This window comes from Luteimonas sp. Soil_N_1 (assembly GCF_057656255.1).
Genome location: NZ_JBDGKS010000001.1, coordinates 2,819,551 through 2,841,584 on the forward strand (window position 1 = coordinate 2,819,551; position 22,034 = coordinate 2,841,584).

Sequence of the window (22,034 nt, forward strand, 5' to 3'; positions counted from 1 at the left end):
TCCTAGCGCTTCTGCGCGTCCAGCAACGCGCGCAGCTCGGCTGCCGGCATCGGCCGGCCGAACAGCCAGCCCTGCGCATACAGCGGATAGTCCACGGTACGCAGCCAGTCGCGCTGCGCCTCCGTCTCGACGCCTTCGATGACGACCTGCAATCCCAGGGTGCGCGCCAGATCGATGATCTGTGGCACCAGACTCACCTTGACCGCGTCGGTACCGATTGTCCGGGTGAAGGAACGGTCGATCTTCAGCGCATGCACATCGAGTTCGGCGAGATAGGCAAGGCTGGAGTAGCCGGTCCCGAAATCGTCGATGTAGACGTGGTGGCCGAGCTCGCGCAGCCGTCTGGTGCCCGATATGGCGATCTCCCGCGCGGTGGTGGAGTGCTCGGTCAGTTCGATGCCGATGCGTTCGCGGGCGATGCCGGCGGCGTCCAGCGTCTTCGCCATGCCGGTGTGGAAGCGGTTGTTGTCGAGATCCGCAGCCGAGATATTGACGTTGATGCGGAACCTGCCCGGCGCGGCCAGCAGGTCGCCGAAATCGGCGGCGACGCGACGCAGGACCAGCTGGGTGATGCGGCCGATGCTGCCGTTCTCTTCGGCGATCGGGATGAAGCGTGCAGGCGGCACCATGCGTCCATCGTGGTCGCGCCAGCGCACCAGCGCCTCGGCCCCGACCAGCGCACCGTCGGAGATCCGCACGACCGGCTGGTATTCGACGTCGAGTGCGTCCTGTGCGATCGCACGCAGCAACCGGCCTTCCACCGAACGCCGGCGCAGATGCGCCAGCAGCAACGCCAGTCCCACTGCCGCACCTGCGCCGGCGCCGAGCACCGTGCACACCAGCAGCAGCGGCCACTGGCTGTCGGCCAGCGCAGCCTTGGACAGCGTGCTCGCGACGCAGACCGCGCGCTCCGGTGCGCACATCGGATAGATCAGCACGCCATCGCGATCGAGCGCCCGCGCCGACCGCAGTGTGGTCGCGTCGAGCTGCGTCACGTTGCCGTACAACGCAAGAAAGTGGTTGCCTGCATCCACGTAGCCCGTGGTGAACCCGATGTCGGGCGCGGGCCGGTGGCGGAACGCGAGCGGATCCAGGATCACCCGCGTATCGCCCATCGCCAGCACCGGAGCGCGACTGCCGCTGGCAAGCAGCTGCAGCTCCATCGGCGTGACCTGCAGACCGTCGCGCGTCACCAGTTGCGGCGGCTCGACAGCAGGGGGCGCCGGCAGACGTGACAGCCCGGCCGTACAGCGCAACTGCCCCTTCTCGACCCGTCCGATGTCCTTGACGTAGTAGGTGCGGAAGACCGCCTCGCGCATCTGCTCGAACTCGTGGTCCGTGCAACGCGCCTGCGGTTGCCGGTTGAAGCTGTCGAGGGTCTGTCGCGCCTCGTCATCGAGTTCCTGCGCGCGCTCCAGCAGCATGGTCGCGTAGCCGCCGAGCCGTTGTTCGGCGATGTGCACCACCACCTGCCAGGACACGAAAGCCGCGAGGAGGGAGCCGGCGAGCGCAAAGCCCGCGATCGTCGCCGTGCGGAGAATCCGCTGTCCCTTCACCTGCGCGTCGTCCACCTCGCCTCCCCCGGCATGGGCCGCATCCGGCGGCCGTCCGCAAAACTATAGCGGTGCACCGGCGACACCGGCCACCGGCGAGGGTTTACATCCGCTTGCCGGCGGCGTGACATCCGCACGCGCAGGCTGCAGCTCCATCCGAGGAAACCGCACATGAGCACATCCAACCCGACGCGTCCGGCTGCACCCGCGGACGAGAAGACACTGCGCGATCACGAGGATCTGCCGGACACCGACGGCCCGGCGTTGCGTGATCCGCGTTCGCAGTCGGCGATCGACAACAACGGCGTCGATGACCAGGCCGATCTGCTCGACCCGGAACTCGATGACCAGCTGGGAGATCGCGATGCGACGGGCCGTTCGTTCGCGGACGATGTCCGCAGCGATACCGGCGTCGAGAACGGCGAGCCGAAGTAGGGCCCGCAGGGTCACACAGGCAGACACGGGCCGGCAGTGCCGGCCCATCCTGTCTCAGCGGCGGTACACCGCGGCGTTGATGCACGCGAAGATGCTGACCACGAACCAGCCGAACGGCAGCAGCGACACCGTGAGCAGCCAGGTGATCGCGAACGCGATGCACGCGGCGGCGAACCAGAGGATGGCCGACAGGATGCGGCCCTGCACCAGTTGGCCGAGGCCGGGGACGAAGAAACTGCAGATCGCGGCGATGACGTTGCCAGCCGAGCCCTGTGCGCTCATGGGAATGCTCCGGAAAATGCTTGAAGGCGGCGATCCTCCCGCATCAATCTGAATGGGGACGTGAAGAATTCCGCGCACGTGCCGCAACCCCACTCGCAGCGCAGACCCGTTGACGACACCACTGCCCAAGGATGTCGCCATGTCCCGTCTCCGTTCCGGCCTCCGCGCCCTGCTCTGCCTGACCGTCCTGCTGCCGGCGCTGGCGCTCGCCCAGCGCACACCCGACCTCGTCGCTCCGCCCCTGGTGGTCGCCGACGCCGGCGAGTCGCCGGTGCGGCTCGAATCCGCGTCGATGCGCGTGGAGACCGGCGCCGGTGTCGCGCGGACGACGATCGACCTCACGCTTCGCAATCCCACGCGTCGCGTACTCGAAGGCAACCTGCAGTTCCCGCTTGCACCGGGCCAGCAGATCATCGGCTTCGCGCTGGATATCGATGGCGTGATGCGCGATGCGGTCCCCGTCCCGAAAGACCGGGGCCGCGAAGTGTTCGAAACCATCGTCCGCGAGGGTGTGGACCCGGGCCTGCTCGAACAGACCGCGGGCGATGCGTTCCGGTTGCGCGTCTATCCGTTCGCACCCGGCGGCACCCGGCAGGTGCGGCTGGTGCTGATGGCGCCGCTGCAGCGCGACGGACGCACGGACACGGTGGCGCTGCCACTGGCGTTCGCGCGTGGACTCGATCGCATCGAGCTGACGCTGGTGTCGCGAGGCCGACCGACGCTGTCCGGCCTCATGGGCGCGCGGACGCTCACGCGCGCCGGCGACGGGTATCGCGTCACGCTGCGCCCCGGCGATGTCGCAGATACCGGGATCGCGACCCTGCGTGTGCCGTTCGAACGGCGGCCGGCGGTACAGCTGCAGCGTCGCGACGGCGCGACCTGGTTCGTGGCCGACGTGCCGGTCGATGCGGTCGAGACACCGCGCATCCTGCCGCGCCGCGTCGGCCTGCTCTGGGACAGCTCGATGTCCGGCCGCGGGCGTGCCCATGCACTGGAGCTCGCGTTGCTGGATGCGTACTTCCGCGCGGCCGGCACCATCGAGGTCGAACTGCTGCGATTGCGCGATGTCGTGGATGCGCCGCAGCGGTTCCAGGTGCACGGTGGCGACTGGCGGGCGCTGCGGCGCGCGCTGGAGTCGACGGTCTACGACGGGGCGACTGCGGCCGGCGGCTGGACGCCCGCGGCGGACACGCCCGAATTCCTGCTGTTCGGCGACGGCCTGTTCAATCACGGCGCCGATGCGTTCCCTGCGTTCGCCGACGGCCAGCGTCTGTACGCCGTGCAGTCCGCGAACGGCGACACGGCGCGACTGGCTGCGCTGGCACAGGCGCGCAGCGGACGCGTGATCGCACTGCGCGATGCCGCGGCATTGCCTGTCGCGGCGCGTGCCCTGCTGCGGGAAGCACCAGCACTCGACGCGATCGAAGGCAGCGGTGCACGCGAACTCGTCGCCGAGTCCAACGTGGCCACGCACGGCATGTTGCGTATCGCCGGCCGACTCGATGCGCAGCGCGCGGATCTGACGCTGGTGGTGCGCACCGGCAGCCGGACGCAGCGCATTCCGTTGTCGATCGATGCCACACGCACACCGCAGGGTGAACTCGCTGCGCTGCAGTGGGCGCGCTTCCAGCTGGCCGCCCTGCAGGCCGACCCCGAGCGCAACCGCCAGCGCATCGCCGCGCTGGGGCAGCGCTTCGGACTGGTGACGCCGGGCACGTCGCTGCTGGTGCTCGAACGCCTCGAGGATTACGTGCGTTTCGACATCGAAGCGCCCGCTTCGATCGCCGGGGCAGTGACGGCCGCGCGCGCGCAGATCCATGCCTCGCGGGCACGCGACCGGCAGACGCGACGCGATGCCGTTGCACGCGGTTGGGCCGAGCGGATCGCGTGGTGGGAACGCGTCTTCCCGAAGGATGCTCCGCCGCCGCAGATCGCCGCAGCGGAAGATGCGCAGGCGTCGATGCGCGCGATGCCCCCGCCACCAGCTGCACCCGCGCCTGTCGCCGGTCCGGTGATGGCCGAGACGGCTGCTGTCCCGATGGCCCTGCGGCCGGCTCCGGCAACGATGGCGCGTGCCGCTGCCGCCGACGGGATGGCGGATGCGTCCGCGGCGGCAGCGCCACCCGCGGCCACGATCCGCCTGCAACCTTGGCAGTCCGACGCCCCGCTCGCCCGACGCCTGCGCGAGGCGCCCGATGGCGAGGTCTATGCGCGCTATCTCGATGCACGCGATGCCGAGGTACAGGGCACCGCGTTCTATCTGGATGCAGCCGACGTGCTGCAGCGTCGCGGCGAGACCGCGCTCGCTCTGCGCGTGCTGTCGAACCTCGCCGAACTGGATCTCGACAACCCGCATGTGCTGCGCGTGCTGGCCTACCGCCTGCGCGAAATGAAGCGCGACGACCTCGCCGTGCCGGTGCTCGAGCGCGTGCTCGCGATGCGGCCGGAAGAACCGCAGAGCCTGCGCGATCTCGCACTCGCGCATGCGGCGACCGGTGACCGCCAGCGCGCGATCGATCTGCTGGCCGAAGTCGTCGACGGCGAGTGGAACGGCCGCTTCGCCGAGATCGAACTGACCGCGCTGGCCGAACTCAATGCACTCGTTGCGACCGCGCCGACACCGCTCGATACATCGGCCCTCGATCCGCGCCTGCTGCGCAACCTGCCACTGGACCTGCGCGCGGTGCTGAGCTGGGACAGCGACGACAGCGACATGGATCTGTGGGTCACCGACCCGGACGGCGAGAAGGCCTATTACGGCAACCGGCTGACCCGTCAGGGCGCGCGCATGTCACCGGACTTCACCCGCGGCTACGGTCCGGAGGAATTCGCGCTGCGCGATGCCAAGCCCGGCATCTATCGCGTGGAAGCGAACTTCTTCGGCCAGCACCAGCAGCTGGTCACCGGCGCCACGACGCTGCAGCTGTGGTTGAGCACCGGCTTCGGCACCGCGGCGCAGACCGACCAGCGCATCACGCTGCGGTTGTCGGATGCACGCGAGACGGTGTTCGTCGGCGAGTTCGAAGTCGAATGACGCAGCGCGTCTGCACGCGGCTTACATCGCCGCGTGCAGGCCCGGCCACAGCAGCGGCGCGAGCAGCATCCAGACCGCCATCGCGACCATCATCAGGTTCTCGGTCAGCGACACGAAACCCAGCGGCACATTGCTGCCGCCACCGACGCAGGCGCATTTGAGCGTGCGCTTCTCGATGTAGACCGCCTTGAACACCGAGACCGCACCGATGCCGCCGATCAACAGTGCCAGCGGCGCGGAGAACCAGGTCAGCGCGCCGGCCACCATCAGCACGCCGGCGAGCCCCTCGGCGAAGGGATACAGCGTCGCGTACGGCACCCAGCGTTTCGCCAGCAGGTCGTAGTTGAGGAACATGCTGGAAAAGGTCTGCACGTCCTGCAGTTTCAGCAGCGCGAGCACACACATGCTCAAACCCACGAACCATTCGGCCGCGCGCACCGTCAGCACGCTGCCGTAGACCGCATAGGACAGCGCGAGCGCCATCAGCGCGGTCATCGCGAACAGCGCGGCGACCGGCCGGTACGTCGTCGTCTTCGGATCGCGCACCTTCAAGCCCAGGAAGCGACGCAGATCGTCGTGTCCGCCGATGCGTACGCCGTCGATGAAGACCTGCGGTGTGGTCTTGACGTCGTGCGTCGCCTTGAACGCATCAGTGGCCTCGCGCGTTTCCAGCCAGCGGTCTTCGACGTCGTAGCCGTGGCTGCGCAGCAGATGCCGCGCCTTCAGGCCGAAGGGGCAAACGTGGCCGGGCATGACCATGCGGTGGAGCACCGCGCGCGGGCGGGAGGTTGACGTCGTCATCGGAATTCCTCGGAGCCGCGCCTTGCCGGCGTTGGATACCACCCTGTATACATTCCGTACCGAGGTACGGAGTCAAGCGTGGACGCGATGACGATTTCCGCGTTGGCGGATGCAGGCGGTGTCGGGGTCGAGACGATCCGCTTCTACCAGCGCCGCGGTTTGCTGGACACACCATCGCGCGGCGCGGGCATCCGGCGCTACGGCGACGCGGACCTGCGGCGGCTGCGTTTCATCCGCAGTGCGCAAGCGGCCGGTTTCACCCTCGACGGCATCGCCGAGCTGCTGGCGCTCGATGCGACGCGCGACCGCAGCCGTGTGCGCAGCCTGGCCACCGAGCGCATCGCCGCGCTCGATACCCGTATCGCCGAACTCCAGCAGGCCCGCGACGCGCTGGCCACGCTGGCGCAGCGCTGCGGCCGCGGCGGTCGTGGCCCCTGCCCGATCCTGGGCGCGTTCGACCAGGGACCGGCATCCGGCTGAGCGCGTCTGGCGGGGGCATCTGCTGAATGCGCTGCAGCGGAATGTCGAAAAGCGGGACGCGGCTGCGTCGTCCTGATGAGACCTGCAGCAGACTGCCGCAGTGCACCCGCGCATCCGCGCCCAGACAGGAGTTCCGCCATGTCCTACATCGATGGTTTCGTCCTCGCCGTGCCCACCGCCAACCGGCAGAAGTTCGTCGATCACGCCAACAGCGGCGATGCGTTCTTCATGGAACTGGGCGCGACGCGCGTGCTCGAATGCTGGGCCGACGACGTGCCCGACGGCAAGCTCACCGATTTCCGCAAGGCCGTGCAGGCCAGGGACGACGAGACGGTCGTGTTCTCCTGGATCGAATGGCCCGACAAGGCCACGCGCGATGCGGCGTTCGCGAGGATGATGGACGGCAGCGATCCGCGCATGGATCCGGAGAAGAATCCGATGCCCTTCGATGGCAAGCGGATGATCTACGGCGGCTTCACGCCAGTCGTGGAGCTCGGGGGCACAGCCGGCAGCATGCGCGCCTGACGCAGCGACGCTCGTTCCGGGGACGATGGATCCGCGGAATGCTTGCTACTCGATCGCTCGCGGCGGCAGGAAAAGCAGACGTCACGGAACCCTGTCACAAACGGAAAAGGCGCGCCTCGCGGCGCGCCCTTCCGTGTCCTGGAAACGCGGTTTAAGACTCAGCCGACGCGGAACCGGTCCGTGTCGTCACGACCGCTGTTGTCACGGATGTAGCTGCCACCGGTGTAACGGTCATGCGAGACGTAGGCGTCCTGCACCGCAGCCTTCGCGCGATCCCAGTCCAGCGGCGAATCGCCGCGACGGTTCGTCCAGTCGCTTTCCAGCTCGGCAGCCAGGCTGTCGTCCCATGCACGGTCCGCATGACGGGTCCGGGCATAGGCGCCGTAGCGATAGGCGGGCTGATAGTGGCTGTAGTCGGCATCGGCTTCATGATACGGCGCCTTCTCGAACGCATCGGCGTAGTACGCGTCGCTGCGCTCGTACAGATCGTAGGTGCGATCGGTGCGGTCCCAGGCATCACGGACCGCCGGGCGCGCGTCGTCCCACGCCAGACGCGACTCACCGCGCGCCGATTCCCATTCCTTCTGCAACGCCGCTTCCGACTCGCCCCAGTCGCGTGTGCGTTCGGCTTCGCGCGCCTGCAGGCCGAAGCCGTAGGCCGGTGCGTAGTCGCGGTCGTAATCGTGATCGGCCTTCACGTAGTCGCGTTCGCGGTGCGCGTCGCGCCAGTACTCGGTCTCGCCGGTCGGGTCGATGCGCTCGGCGACGCCCTTGCCGACCGCGGCACCGGCCACGACACCGATTGCTGCACCGATCAGGGTACCGACCGGTCCGAACACCGTGCCCGCAGCAGCGCCTGCCGCTGCGCCACCGGCCGCGCCACCAACGCCGACACCGATCGGATGCGCGCCGGGCGCCTTGCTGATGGGATCGCGATTGAGGTCGCGACCGCCGTCCTGGATTTCGTCTTTCCTGCTCATCGTTGAATCTCCACGTGCGTTCGATTCGAGTCCCCACCGTGCGGGGGACGGGATGAAACCGCCGTCGCGATATCCCGAATGCGCAGGGGAACCGTTCAGTCCCACCGACCACCGCAAGTCATTCGTCGGGACGCATGTCACGCGGCGACTGCGGATTCGAACGCTGCAGCTTCGGCAACGCACTGACGACCAGCAAGGCCATGACCGTCGTCGCCAGGGCCACCATCTCCTGCCCCATACCGGCAGCCATACCGATCGCGGCCGTCATCCACACGCCCGCCGCCGTGGTCAGGCCTTCGATGCGCTCGCCCTTGTCGAGCTTGAGGATCGCGCCAGCGCCGAGGAAGCCGATGCCGGAGACGATCCCCTGCATCACCCGCGTCACATCGCCACCTTCGATGCCGCTCAGCAACGGCGCCAGGACGAACAGTGCCGAACCGATCGACACCAGGATGTGGGTCTTCAGCCCGGCCGCGCGGCCCTTGTGCTCGCGCTCCCAGCCCACCATGCCGCCGAGGATCGCGGCAACGAGCACGCGCACGACGATCGTCGTCGAGGTGTCCACATCCGGCAGCGCAAGTTCGCGCGCGACTGCAGCGCCGATCTGGTCGAGCACGCTCACTGCGGCGTCGCCGGGCAGCGGGTGACGGAGGCACGGACAGTCGGTTGCGGCATCGGGCACGGCTCGGCATCAGGTGTCCGGACGCTAGCGCCTGCCCGGTTGGCCCGTGGTGATGACAGCCGGATGACGGAATCGCGCACATCCGCAACGGACCATCCCGCCCCGCTCGCCGTCGCGACGCTTGAAAAGCAGCGTCATGCCCAGCAGTTCGGGCATTCACCGCCAGGAACCTCCCCCCGATGCCCACCCTGTTCGATCCCCTGACCGCGGGCGCACTGTCGCTCGCCAACCGCGTCGTCATGGCGCCGCTGACCCGCAACCGTTCGCCGGACGCGATCCCGCCGCCGCGCACCGCGCTCTATTACGCGCAGCGTGCGACCGCCGGCCTGCTGGTCACCGAGGCCACCGCCATCACCCATCAGGGTCAGGGCTACGCCGATGTGCCGGGTCTATACGCGCCGGCGCAGCTCGAGGGCTGGCGCCGCGTCACCGATGCGGTGCACGCCGAAGGCGGTCGCATCGTCGTGCAGCTGTGGCATGTCGGGCGCATCTCGCATACCTCGTTGCAGCCCGATGGCCAGGCGCCTGTGGCGCCGTCAGCGATCGCGGCCAGGAGCAAGACCTTCATCCATGACGCCGACGGCAATGGCGCCTTCGTCGACACCTCCACGCCGCGTGCGCTCGAACTCGACGAGCTGCCCGGTATCGTCGAGGATTACCGCCGCGCGGCCCGTGCCGCGATCGACGCCGGTTTCGACGGTGTCGAGGTGCACGCCGCGAACGGCTATCTGATCGACCAGTTCCTGCGCAGCGGCAGCAATGCGCGCACCGATGCCTATGGCGGCAGCATCGACAACCGCGCGCGGTTCCTGCGCGAAGTCATGCGCGCCGTGGTCGAGGAGATCGGTGGCGATCGCACCGGTATCCGCATCTCACCGGTCACGCCGGCCAACGATGCGCACGATCCGGATCCGCAGCCGCTGTTCGCGCATGTCGTCGAGGTGCTGGCGCCGCTCGGTCTGGCGTTCGTACACATCATCGAAGGTGCGACCGGTGGCGAGCGCGATTACACGCAGGGCGATGCGCCGTTCGACTACGCCGCGCTGAAGGCGACATACGCAAAGGCCGGTGGCACGGGCGCGTGGATCGTCAACAACGATTACGACAAGGCCGATGCGGAACAGGCAATCGGGTCCGGCCATGCCGACGCGGTGGCTTTCGGACGCCCCTTCATCGCGAATCCGGATCTGGTGCGACGGCTGCGCGAGGATGCACCGCTCAACATGCCGGATCAGGCGACCTTCTATGGCGGCGGCGACGCCGGCTATACGGACTATCCGACGCTCGACTGAGGTCGGCAGGCGCGCCGCCGGTCATCGGCGGCGCGCTGACAGGTCGACCGGACGGGTCAGAGTGGACGCGGCGGTGGCGTGATCTGGAACTCCCGACCGGTCACCGGGTCGCGTGCGCGACCGGGCATCGTTTCCTGCGCACCCGGCACGATGCGACCCTGCGCATCGCGGACCTGCGTCGGCATCGTGCGCGGCGCGAACAGCTCCTGGGCAGGTGCGGCAGGCTCGGGCCGCATCTGCGGGGCCGGGCCCGTCGAGGGAATCGTCCCCGGCGGCAGACCACGCTGCGAAGGCGTCGCCGGCACGGCAGGCGTGACCGGCACCGCTGCCGGTTGCGTCGCCGGACGCGCGGGCGTCACCGGTTGCTGGAGCTGCTGGGCGAAAACGGGCGCCGATGCGAGCGCGAGCAGCATCGGCACACCAAGCTTGAAGATGGGACGGATCATGACGCCTCCAGGGGCGCGGGTGAACGTCGACCCTATGCCCCGCCCTATGCAGGCCCCATGAAGTTGCCGCGGTCATCGCCGGGCATCACGCCGGGCACCGCGTGGCGTTCAGTCGACGCAGATCGTCGACGCGACGCCAGCGCGCACACGCTGCTGGCAGCCGAACGGGTTGGTGTCGACACTGCAGCTGCCGCCGACCGACGTGCCGTCGACGCTGCCCTCGGCTGCGAGGCACTGGCCTTCGCACTGCTCCGAATCGGTGCAGGCCTTGCCGGCGTCGGTGGTCTGGCGCAGGCACTGCTTGACCGGCGCACGGCCGAGCTGGGTCCACTGCCCTCCCACACGCTGGCAGTCGGCTTCATTGGTGACGGTCGCCTTGTCGGGCCCGCCGACAGGCGTGACCGCATCGGTGCTGCGCTCGGCGGGCGCACTGCAGGCCGCCAGCAGGGCGACGATAAAGATGGAAGCGATGCGCTGGATCATCGGAGACATCCGGAACGTGTGAGTGGCGGCGAGTCTATCGACGCGCATGTGAATCCGGATGCATCACTGCCGGCAGCAGCCCCGTCATCGACTGTCCCGGCCGCACCTCGATCACGCATCGACGACCGGGCGATCTCCTGCATGCACACGCTCCGCGGCAAGACAGATCCACAACGGCGAGACGGGTGCATCGATCGCATACCTGCCGCGGAAAAAAACCGCAGGCAACAAAAAAGCCAGCGATCGCTCGCTGGCCTCTTCGTTGTTCTGGTGCGCCCGGAAGGATTCGAACCTCCGACCCCCAAGTTCGTAGCCTGGTGCTCTATCCAACTGAGCTACGGGCGCCTTGAACAGAAGCGGAATTTTCTAGCAAAACGTTTGCTTCGTCAACCACTATCAGGAATTTTTTTCTTCGATTTCCGGGGAAATCAGATCGAATTCAAGCAGTGGCGGAGAGTGAGGGATTCGAACCCTCGATGGAGTTTTAAGCCCCATACTCCCTTAGCAGGGGAGCCCCTTCAGCCACTCGGGCAACTCTCCGAAGCAAGACGTTCGACGCGAAGCGCCGAACGCGGTGCGAAGGATAACGATTCAGCGCGTCTGCGGCAAATCTTCTTGCACATCCATCGCATCACCGCCTTCGCGGTGGATGCGCTGGTAGATCTCTTCGCGGTGTACCGCGACATCCTTGGGCGCGGTGATACCGATCCGCACCTGGTTCCCCTTGACGCCGAGCACGGTCACCGAGACCGAATCACCAATCATCAACGTCTCGCCGACGCGGCGGGTCAGAATCAACATAGAAATCTCCTGGGCTCGCCGCGTCATCGACGCGACGGCGGGGGCTGCATTCGGACCGTTCTCGACGTTGGAAACCGATTACAGACCAATCTAGGGCGTGAAGCATGTCCTCTGCTGCGCGGTCGGTCAACCGCCGCGCAACGCCGTTTAGCGTCCGCTTAGCCGAGCCGACCGGCGACCCAATCCGGGACCTCGCCCAGGGCTGCCAGCAGTGCCGGCCCGTCCTCGCCACCACCCTGCGCGAGATCCGGCCGCCCGCCGCCCTTGCCGCCCGCTTTGGCGGCCACGTGGGACAGCAGTTCACCGGCTTTGACACGCCCGGCGGCCGCACCACCGACGCCGGCCACCAGCGCAGCCTTGCCGTCACTCGTGCCCGCCAGCAGGACGACGACATCGCCGAGCTGCTGCTTGAGGCGGTCGACCGCATCACGCAGCGCCTTGGCATCGAGTCCCTCGATGCGCGCGGCCACGATCTTGATGCCCTGCACGTCGACAGCCGACGCGCCCAGGTCCGCGGTCGCGCCACTGGCGGCCTTGGCCTTGAGCGATTCGAGTTCGCGCTCCAGCTGCTTCTGACGATCGAGCAGCGCGCGCAGTCGCTCGCCCACTTCGCCGGCGGTGCCGCCGAGCAGACCGGCCGCCTGACGCATACGTTCTTCGTCGCTGCGCACGTGATCGAGCGCGGCCTGACCGGTCAGTGCTTCGACACGGCGCACGCCCGACGACACACCGCCTTCGGACACGAGCTTGAACAGACCGATGCGGCCGGTGCGATCGACATGCGTACCGCCGCACAGCTCGACCGATTCGCCCATCGTCACCACGCGCACGCGCTCGCCGTACTTCTCGCCGAACAGCGCCATCGCGCCGGAGTCGAGCGCGGATTGCATGTCCATCTGCTCGATGCTCACCGGATGGTTGGCGCGCACTTCGACGTTGACGCGGCGTTCGATCTCGGCGAGTTCCTCGGCCGTCACCGGCTGGAAGTGCGAGAAGTCGAAACGCAGACGCTCGGGCGCGACCAGCGAGCCCTTCTGCGCGACGTGCGTGCCGAGCAGATCGCGCAGCGCGCCGTGCAGCAGATGCGTCGCGCTGTGGTTGAGCACGATGGTGCCGCGACGTGCGGCATCGATCGCGCCACGCACCTGACCACCGCGCTGCAGCGTGCCCGACACCAGACGGCCGACGTGGCCGTGGAACTGGCCCGCGAACTTCTGCGTGTCGTCGACTTCGAAACGCACACCGTCGGCTTCGAGCACGCCGGTATCGCCGACCTGGCCGCCGGACTCGCCGTAGAACGGCGTGCGATCAAGGATCACGACGACCTCGTCGCCGGCCGATGCGGCCTCGACCGGACGCCCGCCCACCAGCAGCGCGAGAATCTGAAGACCATCGGCCTCGTCCTGGTCGTCGCCGACGAAGACGGTCGGCGACAGCTGGGCGACGAGATCGGCCGACAGGCCGGCGCTCGAAGTGAACTTGCCGGCCGCGCGCGCGGTCTCGCGCTGGCGCTGCATGGCGGCGTCGAAGCCGGGCAGGTCGACCTCGAGACCGCGCTCGCGTGCGATGTCTTGGGTGAGGTCGAGCGGGAAGCCGTAGGTATCGAAGAGGCGAAACGCGTCCTCGCCCAGAATCGCACCGTTGCTGCGCGAGGCCACGTCGTCGAAGATCCGCATGCCGGCGTCGAGCGTCTCGGCGAAGCGTTCTTCTTCGGCCTTGAGCGCGCGTTCGACCAGATCGCGCTTCTCGCGCAGCTCCGGATACGCATCGCCCATGACGTCATCGAGCGTGCCGACCATCGCGCTGAAGAACGGCCGGCGCACGCCGAGCATCCAGCCATGGCGAAGTGCGCGGCGGATGATCCGGCGCAGCACGTAACCGCGGCCTTCGTTGGACGGCAGCACGCCGTCGACGATCAGGAAGCTGCAGGCGCGGATGTGATCGGCGATCACGCGCAGCGACTTGTTCTCCAGATCCTGCGTGCCGGTGAGTTCGCCGGCCTTGCGGATCAACGCCTGGAACAGGTCGATCTCGTAGTTGCTGTGCACGCCCTGCAGGATCGCGGCGAGGCGCTCCAGGCCCATGCCGGTATCGACGCACGGTGCAGGCAACGGCACCAAGGTGCCGTCGGACTGCTTGTCGAACTGCATGAAGACCAGGTTCCAGATCTCGATGAAGCGGTCGCCGTCTTCATCGGGTGAGCCCGGCGGGCCGCCAAAATGCGCAGGACCATGGTCGTAGAAGATCTCGGTGCACGGCCCGCAGGGACCGGTGTCGGCCATCTGCCAGAAGTTGTCGGAGGCGAAGGGCGCGCCCTTGTTGTCGCCGATGCGGACGATGCGCTCTTCCGGAATGCCGACCATGTCGCGCCACAGCGCGTAGGCCTCGTCGTCGGTCTGGTAGACGGTGACCAGCAGGCGTTCGGCCGGCAGCTTCCAGACCTGGGTGAGCAGTTCCCACGCCCAGGCGATGGCGTCCTTCTTGAAGTAGTCGCCGAACGACCAGTTGCCGAGCATCTCGAAGAAGGTGTGGTGACGCGCGGTGTAGCCGACGACGTCGAGATCGTTGTGCTTGCCGCCCGCGCGCAGGCAGCGCTGGACGTCGGCCGCGCGCACGTAACTGCGCTTCTCGGCGCCCAGGAACACGTCCTTGAACTGCACCATGCCGGAGTTGGTGAACAGCAGCGTGGGATCGTTGCCGGGCACCAGCGGTGCCGAGGGCACGATGGTGTGGCCCTTGCCCTTGAAGAACTCGAGGAAGTCGCTGCGGATCTGGGCGGTGCTGGTGGGGGTCTGCGTGGTCATGGGCCTGGCGTGACGGACGTACTGGAGGGGGTAAGGGCATCCCCGGCAGCCGCGCGCGCCGTCATCTCGACAGGTGCCGGTCCGGAGCCGTGCCCACAGCCGCAAAGGGTAGCAGGCCCTCCGGGGGCCACGCGCGCCCGGGCCGCGTGCTTCTGCCGCACCTCAGCCCTCCCGCAACGCCCGGACCGCGCCGTAGGCGGTCTCGCCATCGAACCCCCTGCGCAACAGGAAATCCACGGCCTTGCGCCGCAGCGCCGGATCGTCCGCGAATGCACGGGTGTCGTATCTGCGCTCCAGCAGGCTGCGTGCCCGCTGCGGCCAGTCGTTCTCGCCGTCTTCGGCCAGTGCGTCGAACGCGCCGGCGACAACAGCCGCATCGAGCCGGTGGGTGGAGAGCTCGGCCTCGATCCGCAGCGGACCGTAGCCGCCGGCCGCCCGGCTGCGGGCCAGGCTGGCCGCGAACCGGCCGTCGTCCTGCCAGCCCGCATCGGTCATCGCATCGACCGCTGCTGCAGCCGCTTCGGCCTCGATGCCGCGCGCGGCAAGCTTGCGCAGCAGTTCCGGTCGGGAATGTTCGCGCCGGACCAGCAACGACAACGCCCGCTGTGCGGGCGTCATCTGTGGGCGCTTCTTCTTCCGCCCGCCGGGTGGCGCCTCGGGATCAGGCGCAATGCCGGACGTCACACCCCAGGCCTCATCGACTGCGCTGTATGCGGACCCGCCAGCAGGCAGGTCCACATCACTCTCCGCGGCAGCGCCGCCCGCAGCCATCTCAGTCAGCGTCTTCTTGCTCACCGTCCACCGCAACGACCGCCGGCAGCAGCTTCTCGCGGATGCCCGCCTCGATGCGCGCGGCCACTTCCGGGTTGTCCTTGAGATACTGGCGGGCGTTTTCCTTGCCCTGCCCGATCCGCTCGTCACCCGCGCTGTACCAGGCGCCCGCCTTCTCGATCAGCTTCGCCTCGACACCCATGTCGATCAGCTCGCCCTCGCGGCTGATGCCTTCGCCGTAGAGGATTTCGGTGATGACCTGCTTGAAGGGCGGCGCCATCTTGTTCTTGACGACCTTGATGCGGGTCTGGTTGCCGATGATCTCGTCGCCCTTCTTGATCGCGCCGATGCGGCGGATGTCGAGGCGGACCGAGGCGTAGAACTTCAGCGCGTTGCCGCCGGTCGTGGTCTCGGGGCTCTGGCCCGGCATCATGATGCCGATCTTCATGCGCAGCTGGTTGATGAAGAACACCATGCAGTTGCTGCGCTTGATGTTGCCGGTCAGCTTGCGCAGCGCCTGGCTCATCAGACGGGCCTGCAGGCCCGGCAGCTGGTCGCCCATCTCGCCTTCGATTTCGGCGCGCGGGGTCAGCGCGGCGACGGAGTCGATGACGACCATGTCGACCGAGTTCGAGCGCACCAGCATGTCGGCGATCTCGAGCGCCTGCTCACCGGTGTCGGGCTGCGAGACCAGCAGATCTTCGACGTTGACGCCGAGCTTCGCGGCGTACGTCGGATCGAGCGCGTGCTCGGCATCGATGAACGCCGCGACGCCGCCGAGCTTCTGGCACTGCGCGATCGTCTGCAGGGTCAGCGTGGTCTTGCCGGACGATTCCGGACCGTAGACCTCGATGACGCGGCCGCGCGGCAGGCCGCCGATGCCGAGTGCGAGATCGAGCTGCAGCGAACCGGTCGGGATCACCGGGACCACTTCCGACACGCGGTCGCCCATACGGATCACCGAGCCTTTGCCGAACTGCTTCTCGATCTGGCTCAGGGCTGCGGAGAGCGCGCGCTTCTTGTTCTCGTCCATCGTGGTGGTCCTCGTCATTCGTGTTCCGGTCTGGTGGAGGCATCCTCGCAATCGCAGGTCGCACAGGCTGCGACGCTGCGGAGAGGAAGCAAAATTAAGTGGGTAGATGCGTGCCGGTCAGCGGCGCGCGACGCGGATGCCCGTCGGGGAACACCGCGCATGCCATGCGCCGGAGCGGCAAGTCGCTCAACGGTTCGGCCTGACCAGCCCGCAATACAGGCCTTCGATCGCGAAGTCCTGGTCGGGCAGCACCTCGATCGGTGCGTAATCGGGGTTGCGTGGCATCAGACGGATGCGGTCCTTGCCGATCTTCAACAGCTTGACCGTGATCGCATCATCGACGCGGGCGACGACGATCTGGCCCGAGCGCGCATCGCGGGTGCGGTGCACTCCGATCAGGTCGCCTTCGAAGATGCCTTCGTCGCGCATCGAGTCGCCCTTGACCTTGAGCAGGTAGTCGGGCGACGGCGAGAACAGCACGCGGTCGAGGACGAGGTAATCGTCGGAGCCGATGTCGGCACCGATCGGTGCGCCGGCGGCGACCTGCCCGAGCACCGGCAGGCGGAGCGCGTCGCTTGGCGTCGCGCCCAGGGCCAGCGCGTGCTGCGCGTGCTGCACCGGGACCAGCACGCGGATGCCGCGTGCCCGGCCCGGCACCCGCTCGATGGCACCGGCGGCTTCCAGCGCATCGAGGTGGTACTGCGCGGCGCGGACGCCGCTGAAGCCGAATGCGCGGGCGATCTCGGTCTGCGAAGGCGGCATGCCTTCGGCCGCGATGCGCTCGCCGATCATCTCGAGAATTGCGTGCTGGGTCTGGGTCAGGTCCATGGTGAGTAGTATTACTACTAACGCATGGAGGCTGCAAGCTTGGCGTGAGGGAAACCGCGTTGGACGTCAGTCTGTCAGCGGGGCATTGCGAGGTGGGTGGCGTCGAGAGCCTTGCCTGCGCCGCGCGGTGTGGTCTGAATCGAGGCATCCGCCGGCAACGCGCCCTTGCCGTCCAGGTGTGCGTCGACACGGTCGAGCGCGGCGTACACATACGGCAGCAGCGGCACATAGCGCGCGGCGTAGTCCGGGAGGCCGAGGAATCCATCGAAGTGCTGCGCGTTGGCGACCTGCCACAGGCGCACGTCCCGCCCGGCCGCTTGTGCCCAGCCGACGTAGGGCGTGCTGGTGAAGGCCATCGGGATCAGCCCGTCGTCGGTGCCATGGACCACGACCACCGGCAGGCCCGCGCGTGGCAGGCCGACCTGCGTCTCGGCGATGCCGGCCTGGACGCGTTTCGCGGCCGCATCGTCGCCATCGTTGAGCGCGCGCAGGCACTGCAGGCCTGGCAGCAGCGGATCCGCGCCCTCCATGCGTGTGTCGACGAGGCCAACGCCGGCGCCCGGCGGAATGCCGCTGCCGTCGCTCCACCAGGACGCACGCTCAGTCGCGGTCGACGGACGCGGACTGCCATCCGGGCCCTGCGCCGCGTAGCGATAACCGCAAGGATGCGCGTCTGCATCGAAGCGGCCATACGCGGATGCATAGGTCGCGGCGATCGCGCGCCACAGATCGAAGCCGGCCGACAGGGAACCCGCGCGCAGCGCGCCATCGGTCCAGCCATGCGTGCGCAGAATCTCCAACGCAGACCGCGACTGCGCCGCAGGGTCGTTGCCTTCGACCAGACCGGCCGCGCGCAGCGAGGCGCAGCGCGCGGTCCATAGCGGTGCGACCTGTGCGGTCAAAGGTGGCTGCGGCAGGTTGTCGAAGGCGAGCAGCGCGCACGGCATCAGCAGCGCAGCTTCGGTGGTGTAGTCGTAGAGCGAACGCGCGCCCGGTGCATCGACGTGGATGCTGGGCTCACCGGCGACTACGGCATCGAGCCAGTCGCCTTCGAGTTCGGCCGCGCGCAGCACCGCGCCGCCGCCATTGGAGATGCCGACCGCGATGACGCGGGTGCTGTCGAAGTGGAACGGCGCGTCGTCGGGATACGCCTCGCCCAGCGCCTGCAGCGCGAACTCGGCAGCCTGGCGCACGTGGCGGCCCCAGTCGGCCTCGGGGTTGTCGCCGGAATGCGCATGCTTGAACGCAACGCCCTGCCCCGCACCATCCGGCGCGAAGACGGCCTGCGTGCGATCGGCGGACGGCGTGCCGTCGGCCGCGATGCCGATGCCCACATCGGCGTCGAAGTAGTCGGTGCCTGCGCCCTTGTCGGTGTAGGCGACGGCGCAACCCTTCGGCAGACCCCAGGCGCCGGCGACCGCGATCGCGCCGTAGATGCCGCGCGAGCCGGACGACGCCGTGACCACGATGCAGCGGCGTGTGCGGTCGAAGCCGTCGGGCACCTGCACCAGCACGCGGTGCGGCTGCGAGGCGCCGGGTACCGTCGCCAGCGCGTGGAATTCGCGGCCGGGGACACTGGCCAGACTGCCGTAGAGCGTGCCGTAGCCGCCGCCCGGTGCGAGGTCGGCGATGCCGCGCCAGTTCGCCCACAGCGCACGCCGGCGTGCTTCGGCGGCAAGTGGATGTTCGGGGTCAGCGAAGGTCGGCGGCGTCATCGCCTGCAGGCCGGCGAGACCGAGGCCGGCTGTCAGCAGATCGTCGTCGCCCCGGTGGAGGCTGGTGCGCTGGGCGCTGAACATCGTGGCGTCGTCTCCGCGCATCGAGGCAGGATCGCTGCGCGTCGCACTGCCGGCACAGGCGGCGAGCGAGAGCGCAAGGGTGGCGAGGCACAGCGGCCGGAGCATGCGGGTCTTGGTCATGCAGGCACCGTAGCAGCGCGTTCGCCGGCGGCCATCGTACTTTGGTACCAGCCGCGCGGCTGGTCAGGGCTTGCTAGTGTGGCGATCGGATCCGGACGCGGTATTCGACGCCAGCGTTGGCTCCCACCGCGCCGACTCCCGATTCCGAACCCTTGATCCCGGCCCCCGAATGCCCAAGCTGCTGATCGCCGACGACCACCCGCTGTTCCGCGCCGCCCTGCGTGGCGCGGCAGCCGACGCGGCGCCCGACGTCACCACGCGCGAGGCCGAGACGCTCGACGGCGTGCTCGAAGCACTGGAGAACGAGGACGACATCGACCTCGTGCTGCTGGATCTGCACATGCCGGGCAACCACGGGCTGGCAGGACTGGCCGCGATCCGCGCGCAGTTCCCGGCAGTGGCGGTGGTGCTGGTGTCGGCGAACGAGGATCCGCTGGTCGTGCGCCGCGCGCTCGATCACGGCGTCGCCGGCTACATCCCCAAGAGCGCCGGCCTCGACGAACTGCGCGAAGCCATCCGCGCGGTGCTCGATTGCGAGCAGTGGTTGCCGCCCGCGTTGCGCGGCGCGGTCGCGCGCGCGCAGTCGGCGCCGGCCGACATGGATCTCGCCGCGCGCCTCGCGAGCCTGACGCCGCAGCAGTTCCGGGTGCTGCGTCTGGTCGCCGAGGGCCTGCTCAACAAGCAGATCGCCGATCGCCTCGACGTGCAGGAACGCACGATCAAGGCGCACATGTCAGCGATCTTCGAGAAGCTCGGCGCGCGCAACCGCACCCACGCGGGCGTGATCCTGCGCGGCCTGGAAATCAGCGATCCCGCGCTGCGCGTCACCGGTTGAACGCGATCAGTTGGTCCGCCGCAACGGCGGATTGATCCACTGCACCTGCAGACCGCGGCGCTGCGCCTCGCGGTTGACCCGCGCGACATAGTCGTCGTCGGTCGTGATCCGCAGCGGATCCGCTGACTGCATCCGGATGACGCTGGGTGGCGCATCCGCCAGACGGGGCGCGCTGCTGGCGCAGGCCGCCAGCGCGCAGGCCGACAGGACGAGGGTGGTTCGGAGGAAAGACGGCATGGTCGGACTCCGCGGCGACTGGCTCGGCGCAGGCGCGCCGCCGTTACGCACCTGCCCATGCGCTATACACCCGCCTCGCGTACGCCGATCAACCGCCGGTCGGCGCATCCGGTGCGGACCGACGGGCGGCAGCGTTGCCGATCGTGCCGAGTTCGGCGAGCACCGAGGTCGCGTAACAGCCCGCCGGCAATACGAACGACACCTGCAGCCGGTCCGTTGCCTGCCAGGTCCACTGCAGCTCGCCCGGTTGCAGGCGCGTCGCGCGACGTTCCTGCGACAGGCCGGCGGTTTCCAGCCCCTCACGCAGCGCGAGCGCCTGCGGATCTTCGAGCGCCGCGGTTTCGCGTGCGAGTGCTTCGCCGGTGCTGCGCAGCGCGCCGCGGCCCCACAGCGGCGCGGTGGGATGGATGTCCTGCGCAGCGACGCGTGCGTCGAGCTCGGCGCTGGCCGGCTCGGGCCCGAACACGCTGCGGCTGCCGTCAAGCATCCACACCTCGCCATCGAGGCCGGTGTCCCAGTCGCCGGCGTCGACGCGCGCCGCGAGCACGCGGTTGAACAGCGCCGAGCGCGCGGCCGACAACAGCATCGCGCGCTGATCCCGGTCCATGCGCCGACGTGGCGCGGCGAACATGCGCAGCGCCTTGTCGATGTTGCCGCCGTCGTGGCCGAAGCGTTGCTCGCCGAAATAGTTCGGCACGCCGCGCGTGGCGATCGTCTGCAGGCGCGCCTCGATCGCCGCGACATCACTGACCACATCGCGCAGCGTCAGCACGAAACGGTTGCCCGCCAGCGCGCCGCGCGGCAGCTTGCGCGCGTGCCGCGCCTGCGCCAGCACGCGCAGCGACTGGCCATGACCGGTGGCCATGGCTTCGAGCGCGGCGATATCAGGTGCGTCGCGGCCCGGCAGCTGCACGGTGAAACGCTGCGTCGTCAGTGCGTGTCGATCCTTCAGGCCCGCGTAGCCGACCGCGCGGCCGTCGACGTCCGCCCACTGCGCGAGCAGTCGCGCGACGAATGCGGTGTTCATGCCGGTCTTCTCGATCGTCAGCAGCAGGTGCTCGCCCGCGCCGCTGGCCTCGAAGCCGTCGATCTCGTCGACGCGGAAATCCGACGGATGCTGGCGGATCGTCGCCGACAGCACCGGCGCGCCATGCGCGGTCGGCGTACCGGCCGCGATCTCGGCGCTCCCGTCCGGCTCAGCCGACATCGCGCACCAGCAGGCACACCGCCTGCGCGGCGATGCCTTCGCCGCGGCCGGTGAAGCCGAGCTGTTCGCTGGTCGTCGCCTTGACCGAAATGCAGTCGAGCGCGATGCCGAGGTCGTCGGCGATCGCCGCGCGCATCGCCGACGCATGCGGGCCGATCTTCGGCCGTTCGCAGATCACGGTGACGTCGGCATTGCCGACGCGCCAGCCGCGCTCGGCCAGCAGCACGTTGCAATGCCGCAGCAGCGCCCGGCTGTCGGCGCCCTTCCAGCGGTCGTCGGACGGCGGGAAATGCACGCCGATATCGCCGAGCGCGAGCGCCCCGAGCATCGCATCGCACAGCGCATGCAGCGCGACATCGCCATCGCTGTGCGCGAGCACGCCGCGCTCGAACGGGATGCGGACGCCGCCGACCATGACGTGGTCGCCGTCGCCGAAGGCGTGGACATCGAAGCCCTGGCCGATACGGAAATCAGGCGTGGCGGTCATGGGGCGGAGCCTGCAGGAAAACGGGACGGCAGCTTGCCATGGATCGGCGCGCGGGCAAGGCCTGAAGCCGGAAGCGGAAACGCGTGCGCGATGCCGGATCGCGCGGGCACTACGCGACC

The 22,034-nt window shown here is 68.7% G+C and carries 22 protein-coding genes and 2 tRNA genes; 6 read left to right on the forward strand and 18 right to left on the reverse strand.

Annotated elements, in window-relative coordinates; genetic code table 11:
• Window positions 1-2: 2 nt before the first annotated feature.
• Window positions 3-1,571, reverse strand: a complete 1,569-nt coding sequence (locus AC3A4E_RS13100) for an EAL domain-containing protein (protein ID WP_487631861.1) — start codon at window positions 1,569-1,571, stop codon at window positions 3-5.
• A gap of 153 nt (window positions 1,572-1,724) precedes the next feature.
• Here AC3A4E_RS13100 and AC3A4E_RS13105 point away from each other — a divergent pair, with 153 nt between their 5' ends.
• Window positions 1,725-1,988, forward strand: a complete 264-nt coding sequence (locus AC3A4E_RS13105) for a hypothetical protein (RefSeq protein WP_487631862.1) — start codon at window positions 1,725-1,727, stop codon at window positions 1,986-1,988.
• 54 nt (window positions 1,989-2,042) lie between these two features.
• Here AC3A4E_RS13105 and AC3A4E_RS13110 read toward each other — a convergent pair whose 3' ends face one another.
• On the reverse strand, window positions 2,043-2,270 hold the full coding sequence (locus AC3A4E_RS13110) for a hypothetical protein (RefSeq protein ID WP_159678185.1): 228 nt from the start codon (window positions 2,268-2,270) through the stop codon (window positions 2,043-2,045).
• A gap of 139 nt (window positions 2,271-2,409) precedes the next feature.
• On the opposite strand from AC3A4E_RS13110, the gene AC3A4E_RS13115 reads away from it, so the two are divergent.
• On the forward strand, window positions 2,410-5,304 hold the full coding sequence (locus AC3A4E_RS13115) for a DUF2135 domain-containing protein (protein ID WP_487631863.1): 2,895 nt from the start codon (window positions 2,410-2,412) through the stop codon (window positions 5,302-5,304).
• Window positions 5,305-5,325: 21 nt separating this feature from the next.
• On the opposite strand, the gene AC3A4E_RS13120 is transcribed toward AC3A4E_RS13115, so the two are convergent.
• A complete protein-coding gene (locus AC3A4E_RS13120) occupies window positions 5,326-6,105 on the reverse strand; it encodes a MauE/DoxX family redox-associated membrane protein (RefSeq protein ID WP_487631864.1) in 780 nt (259 codons plus the stop codon).
• 87 nt (window positions 6,106-6,192) lie between these two features.
• Between AC3A4E_RS13120 and AC3A4E_RS13125 the strand changes: the two genes are divergently transcribed.
• Together AC3A4E_RS13125 and AC3A4E_RS13130 are read left to right on the forward strand one after the other, a co-directional pair.
• Complete coding sequence (locus tag AC3A4E_RS13125) at window positions 6,193-6,585, forward strand: MerR family transcriptional regulator (protein WP_487632075.1); 393 nt, start codon at window positions 6,193-6,195, stop codon at window positions 6,583-6,585.
• 138 nt (window positions 6,586-6,723) lie between these two features.
• Window positions 6,724-7,110: a DUF1428 domain-containing protein gene (locus tag AC3A4E_RS13130; RefSeq protein ID WP_487631865.1), complete on the forward strand. Its 387-nt coding sequence runs from the start codon at window positions 6,724-6,726 to the stop codon at window positions 7,108-7,110.
• Window positions 7,111-7,268: 158 nt separating this feature from the next.
• Here AC3A4E_RS13130 and AC3A4E_RS13135 read toward each other — a convergent pair whose 3' ends face one another.
• Together AC3A4E_RS13135 and AC3A4E_RS13140 are read right to left on the reverse strand one after the other, a co-directional pair.
• The gene (locus tag AC3A4E_RS13135) at window positions 7,269-8,090 is read right to left on the reverse strand and encodes a hypothetical protein (protein WP_487631866.1); all 822 of its coding nucleotides are present in this window, start codon (window positions 8,088-8,090) and stop codon (window positions 7,269-7,271) included.
• 118 nt (window positions 8,091-8,208) lie between these two features.
• Window positions 8,209-8,712, reverse strand: coding sequence for an MgtC/SapB family protein (locus tag AC3A4E_RS13140; RefSeq protein WP_487631867.1), 504 nt, complete (start codon window positions 8,710-8,712; stop codon window positions 8,209-8,211).
• 239 nt (window positions 8,713-8,951) lie between these two features.
• Between AC3A4E_RS13140 and AC3A4E_RS13145 the strand changes: the two genes are divergently transcribed.
• Window positions 8,952-10,064 carry an alkene reductase gene (locus AC3A4E_RS13145; RefSeq protein ID WP_487631868.1) on the forward strand — a complete coding sequence of 371 codons (1,113 nt, stop codon included), beginning with the start codon at window positions 8,952-8,954 and terminating at the stop codon, window positions 10,062-10,064.
• A gap of 56 nt (window positions 10,065-10,120) precedes the next feature.
• Here AC3A4E_RS13145 and AC3A4E_RS13150 read toward each other — a convergent pair whose 3' ends face one another.
• The 10 genes from AC3A4E_RS13150 to AC3A4E_RS13195 form a co-directional block, all read right to left on the reverse strand.
• Complete coding sequence (locus AC3A4E_RS13150; RefSeq protein ID WP_487631869.1) at window positions 10,121-10,510, reverse strand: hypothetical protein; 390 nt, start codon at window positions 10,508-10,510, stop codon at window positions 10,121-10,123.
• Window positions 10,511-10,618: 108 nt separating this feature from the next.
• Window positions 10,619-10,993 (reverse strand): hypothetical protein, encoded by a 375-nt coding sequence (locus tag AC3A4E_RS13155; RefSeq protein WP_487631870.1) that lies wholly within the window; start codon window positions 10,991-10,993, stop codon window positions 10,619-10,621.
• Between the two features lie 268 nt (window positions 10,994-11,261).
• A tRNA-Arg gene (locus tag AC3A4E_RS13160) sits at window positions 11,262-11,338 on the reverse strand.
• A 102-nt stretch (window positions 11,339-11,440) separates the two neighbouring features.
• Window positions 11,441-11,533 (reverse strand) — tRNA-Ser (locus AC3A4E_RS13165).
• Window positions 11,534-11,584: 51 nt separating this feature from the next.
• On the reverse strand, window positions 11,585-11,794 hold the full coding sequence (gene csrA, locus AC3A4E_RS13170; protein WP_487631871.1) for a carbon storage regulator CsrA: 210 nt from the start codon (window positions 11,792-11,794) through the stop codon (window positions 11,585-11,587).
• Window positions 11,795-11,952: 158 nt separating this feature from the next.
• A complete protein-coding gene (gene alaS, locus AC3A4E_RS13175) occupies window positions 11,953-14,598 on the reverse strand; it encodes an alanine--tRNA ligase (protein ID WP_487631872.1) in 2,646 nt (881 codons plus the stop codon).
• Between the two features lie 162 nt (window positions 14,599-14,760).
• Window positions 14,761-15,216, reverse strand: a complete 456-nt coding sequence (locus AC3A4E_RS13180; RefSeq protein WP_487631873.1) for a regulatory protein RecX — start codon at window positions 15,214-15,216, stop codon at window positions 14,761-14,763.
• Between the two features lie 154 nt (window positions 15,217-15,370).
• Window positions 15,371-16,402 (reverse strand): recombinase RecA, encoded by a 1,032-nt coding sequence (recA, locus tag AC3A4E_RS13185; RefSeq protein ID WP_487632076.1) that lies wholly within the window; start codon window positions 16,400-16,402, stop codon window positions 15,371-15,373.
• Between the two features lie 186 nt (window positions 16,403-16,588).
• Entirely contained in the window at window positions 16,589-17,230 is a 642-nt protein-coding gene (gene lexA, locus AC3A4E_RS13190) for a transcriptional repressor LexA (protein ID WP_487631874.1), read from the reverse strand.
• A gap of 74 nt (window positions 17,231-17,304) precedes the next feature.
• On the reverse strand, window positions 17,305-19,149 hold the full coding sequence (locus AC3A4E_RS13195) for a 3-hydroxybutyrate oligomer hydrolase family protein (protein WP_487631875.1): 1,845 nt from the start codon (window positions 19,147-19,149) through the stop codon (window positions 17,305-17,307).
• Between the two features lie 169 nt (window positions 19,150-19,318).
• Between AC3A4E_RS13195 and AC3A4E_RS13200 the strand changes: the two genes are divergently transcribed.
• Window positions 19,319-19,984: a response regulator gene (locus AC3A4E_RS13200; protein ID WP_487631876.1), complete on the forward strand. Its 666-nt coding sequence runs from the start codon at window positions 19,319-19,321 to the stop codon at window positions 19,982-19,984.
• A gap of 6 nt (window positions 19,985-19,990) precedes the next feature.
• Here the strand turns inward: AC3A4E_RS13200 and AC3A4E_RS13205 are convergent, their stop codons facing one another.
• The 3 genes from AC3A4E_RS13205 to ispF all read right to left on the reverse strand — a co-directional run bounded on the left by AC3A4E_RS13205 (window position 19,991) and on the right by ispF (window position 21,915).
• The gene (locus AC3A4E_RS13205) at window positions 19,991-20,221 is read right to left on the reverse strand and encodes a hypothetical protein (protein WP_487631877.1); all 231 of its coding nucleotides are present in this window, start codon (window positions 20,219-20,221) and stop codon (window positions 19,991-19,993) included.
• 88 nt (window positions 20,222-20,309) lie between these two features.
• Window positions 20,310-21,428 carry a tRNA pseudouridine(13) synthase TruD gene (truD, locus tag AC3A4E_RS13210; RefSeq protein ID WP_487631878.1) on the reverse strand — a complete coding sequence of 373 codons (1,119 nt, stop codon included), beginning with the start codon at window positions 21,426-21,428 and terminating at the stop codon, window positions 20,310-20,312.
• Window positions 21,418-21,915 carry a 2-C-methyl-D-erythritol 2,4-cyclodiphosphate synthase gene (gene ispF, locus AC3A4E_RS13215; RefSeq protein WP_232149873.1) on the reverse strand — a complete coding sequence of 166 codons (498 nt, stop codon included), beginning with the start codon at window positions 21,913-21,915 and terminating at the stop codon, window positions 21,418-21,420. Before ispF ends, truD begins: the two co-directional genes overlap by 11 nt.
• Window positions 21,916-22,034 lie beyond the last annotated feature (119 nt).

Excerpts from the sequence above, each read along its gene's own strand:
- AC3A4E_RS13130 (WP_487631865.1), top strand. The coding sequence starts at position 6,724 with ATGTCCTACATCGATGGTTTCGTCCTCGCCGTGCCCACCGCCAACCGG.
- AC3A4E_RS13105 (WP_487631862.1), top strand. The coding sequence starts at position 1,725 with ATGAGCACATCCAACCCGACGCGTCCGGCTGCACCCGCGGACGAGAAG.
- csrA (WP_487631871.1), bottom strand. The coding sequence starts at position 11,794 with ATGTTGATTCTGACCCGCCGCGTCGGCGAGACGTTGATGATTGGTGAT.
- AC3A4E_RS13155 (WP_487631870.1), bottom strand. The coding sequence starts at position 10,993 with ATGATCCAGCGCATCGCTTCCATCTTTATCGTCGCCCTGCTGGCGGCC.
- AC3A4E_RS13150 (WP_487631869.1), bottom strand. The coding sequence starts at position 10,510 with ATGATCCGTCCCATCTTCAAGCTTGGTGTGCCGATGCTGCTCGCGCTC.
- AC3A4E_RS13125 (WP_487632075.1), top strand. The coding sequence starts at position 6,193 with ATGACGATTTCCGCGTTGGCGGATGCAGGCGGTGTCGGGGTCGAGACG.
- AC3A4E_RS13115 (WP_487631863.1), top strand. The coding sequence starts at position 2,410 with ATGTCCCGTCTCCGTTCCGGCCTCCGCGCCCTGCTCTGCCTGACCGTC.
- truD (WP_487631878.1), bottom strand. The coding sequence starts at position 21,428 with ATGTCGGCTGAGCCGGACGGGAGCGCCGAGATCGCGGCCGGTACGCCG.
- AC3A4E_RS13120 (WP_487631864.1), bottom strand. The coding sequence starts at position 6,105 with ATGACGACGTCAACCTCCCGCCCGCGCGCGGTGCTCCACCGCATGGTC.
- AC3A4E_RS13135 (WP_487631866.1), bottom strand. The coding sequence starts at position 8,090 with ATGAGCAGGAAAGACGAAATCCAGGACGGCGGTCGCGACCTCAATCGC.
- AC3A4E_RS13195 (WP_487631875.1), bottom strand. The coding sequence starts at position 19,149 with ATGACCAAGACCCGCATGCTCCGGCCGCTGTGCCTCGCCACCCTTGCG.
- AC3A4E_RS13205 (WP_487631877.1), bottom strand. The coding sequence starts at position 20,221 with ATGCCGTCTTTCCTCCGAACCACCCTCGTCCTGTCGGCCTGCGCGCTG.
- alaS (WP_487631872.1), bottom strand. The coding sequence starts at position 14,598 with ATGACCACGCAGACCCCCACCAGCACCGCCCAGATCCGCAGCGACTTC.
- recA (WP_487632076.1), bottom strand. The coding sequence starts at position 16,402 with ATGGACGAGAACAAGAAGCGCGCGCTCTCCGCAGCCCTGAGCCAGATC.
- AC3A4E_RS13200 (WP_487631876.1), top strand. The coding sequence starts at position 19,319 with ATGCCCAAGCTGCTGATCGCCGACGACCACCCGCTGTTCCGCGCCGCC.
- AC3A4E_RS13180 (WP_487631873.1), bottom strand. The coding sequence starts at position 15,216 with ATGACGCCCGCACAGCGGGCGTTGTCGTTGCTGGTCCGGCGCGAACAT.
- ispF (WP_232149873.1), bottom strand. The coding sequence starts at position 21,915 with ATGACCGCCACGCCTGATTTCCGTATCGGCCAGGGCTTCGATGTCCAC.
- AC3A4E_RS13110 (WP_159678185.1), bottom strand. The coding sequence starts at position 2,270 with ATGAGCGCACAGGGCTCGGCTGGCAACGTCATCGCCGCGATCTGCAGT.
- lexA (WP_487631874.1), bottom strand. The coding sequence starts at position 17,230 with ATGGACCTGACCCAGACCCAGCACGCAATTCTCGAGATGATCGGCGAG.
- AC3A4E_RS13145 (WP_487631868.1), top strand. The coding sequence starts at position 8,952 with ATGCCCACCCTGTTCGATCCCCTGACCGCGGGCGCACTGTCGCTCGCC.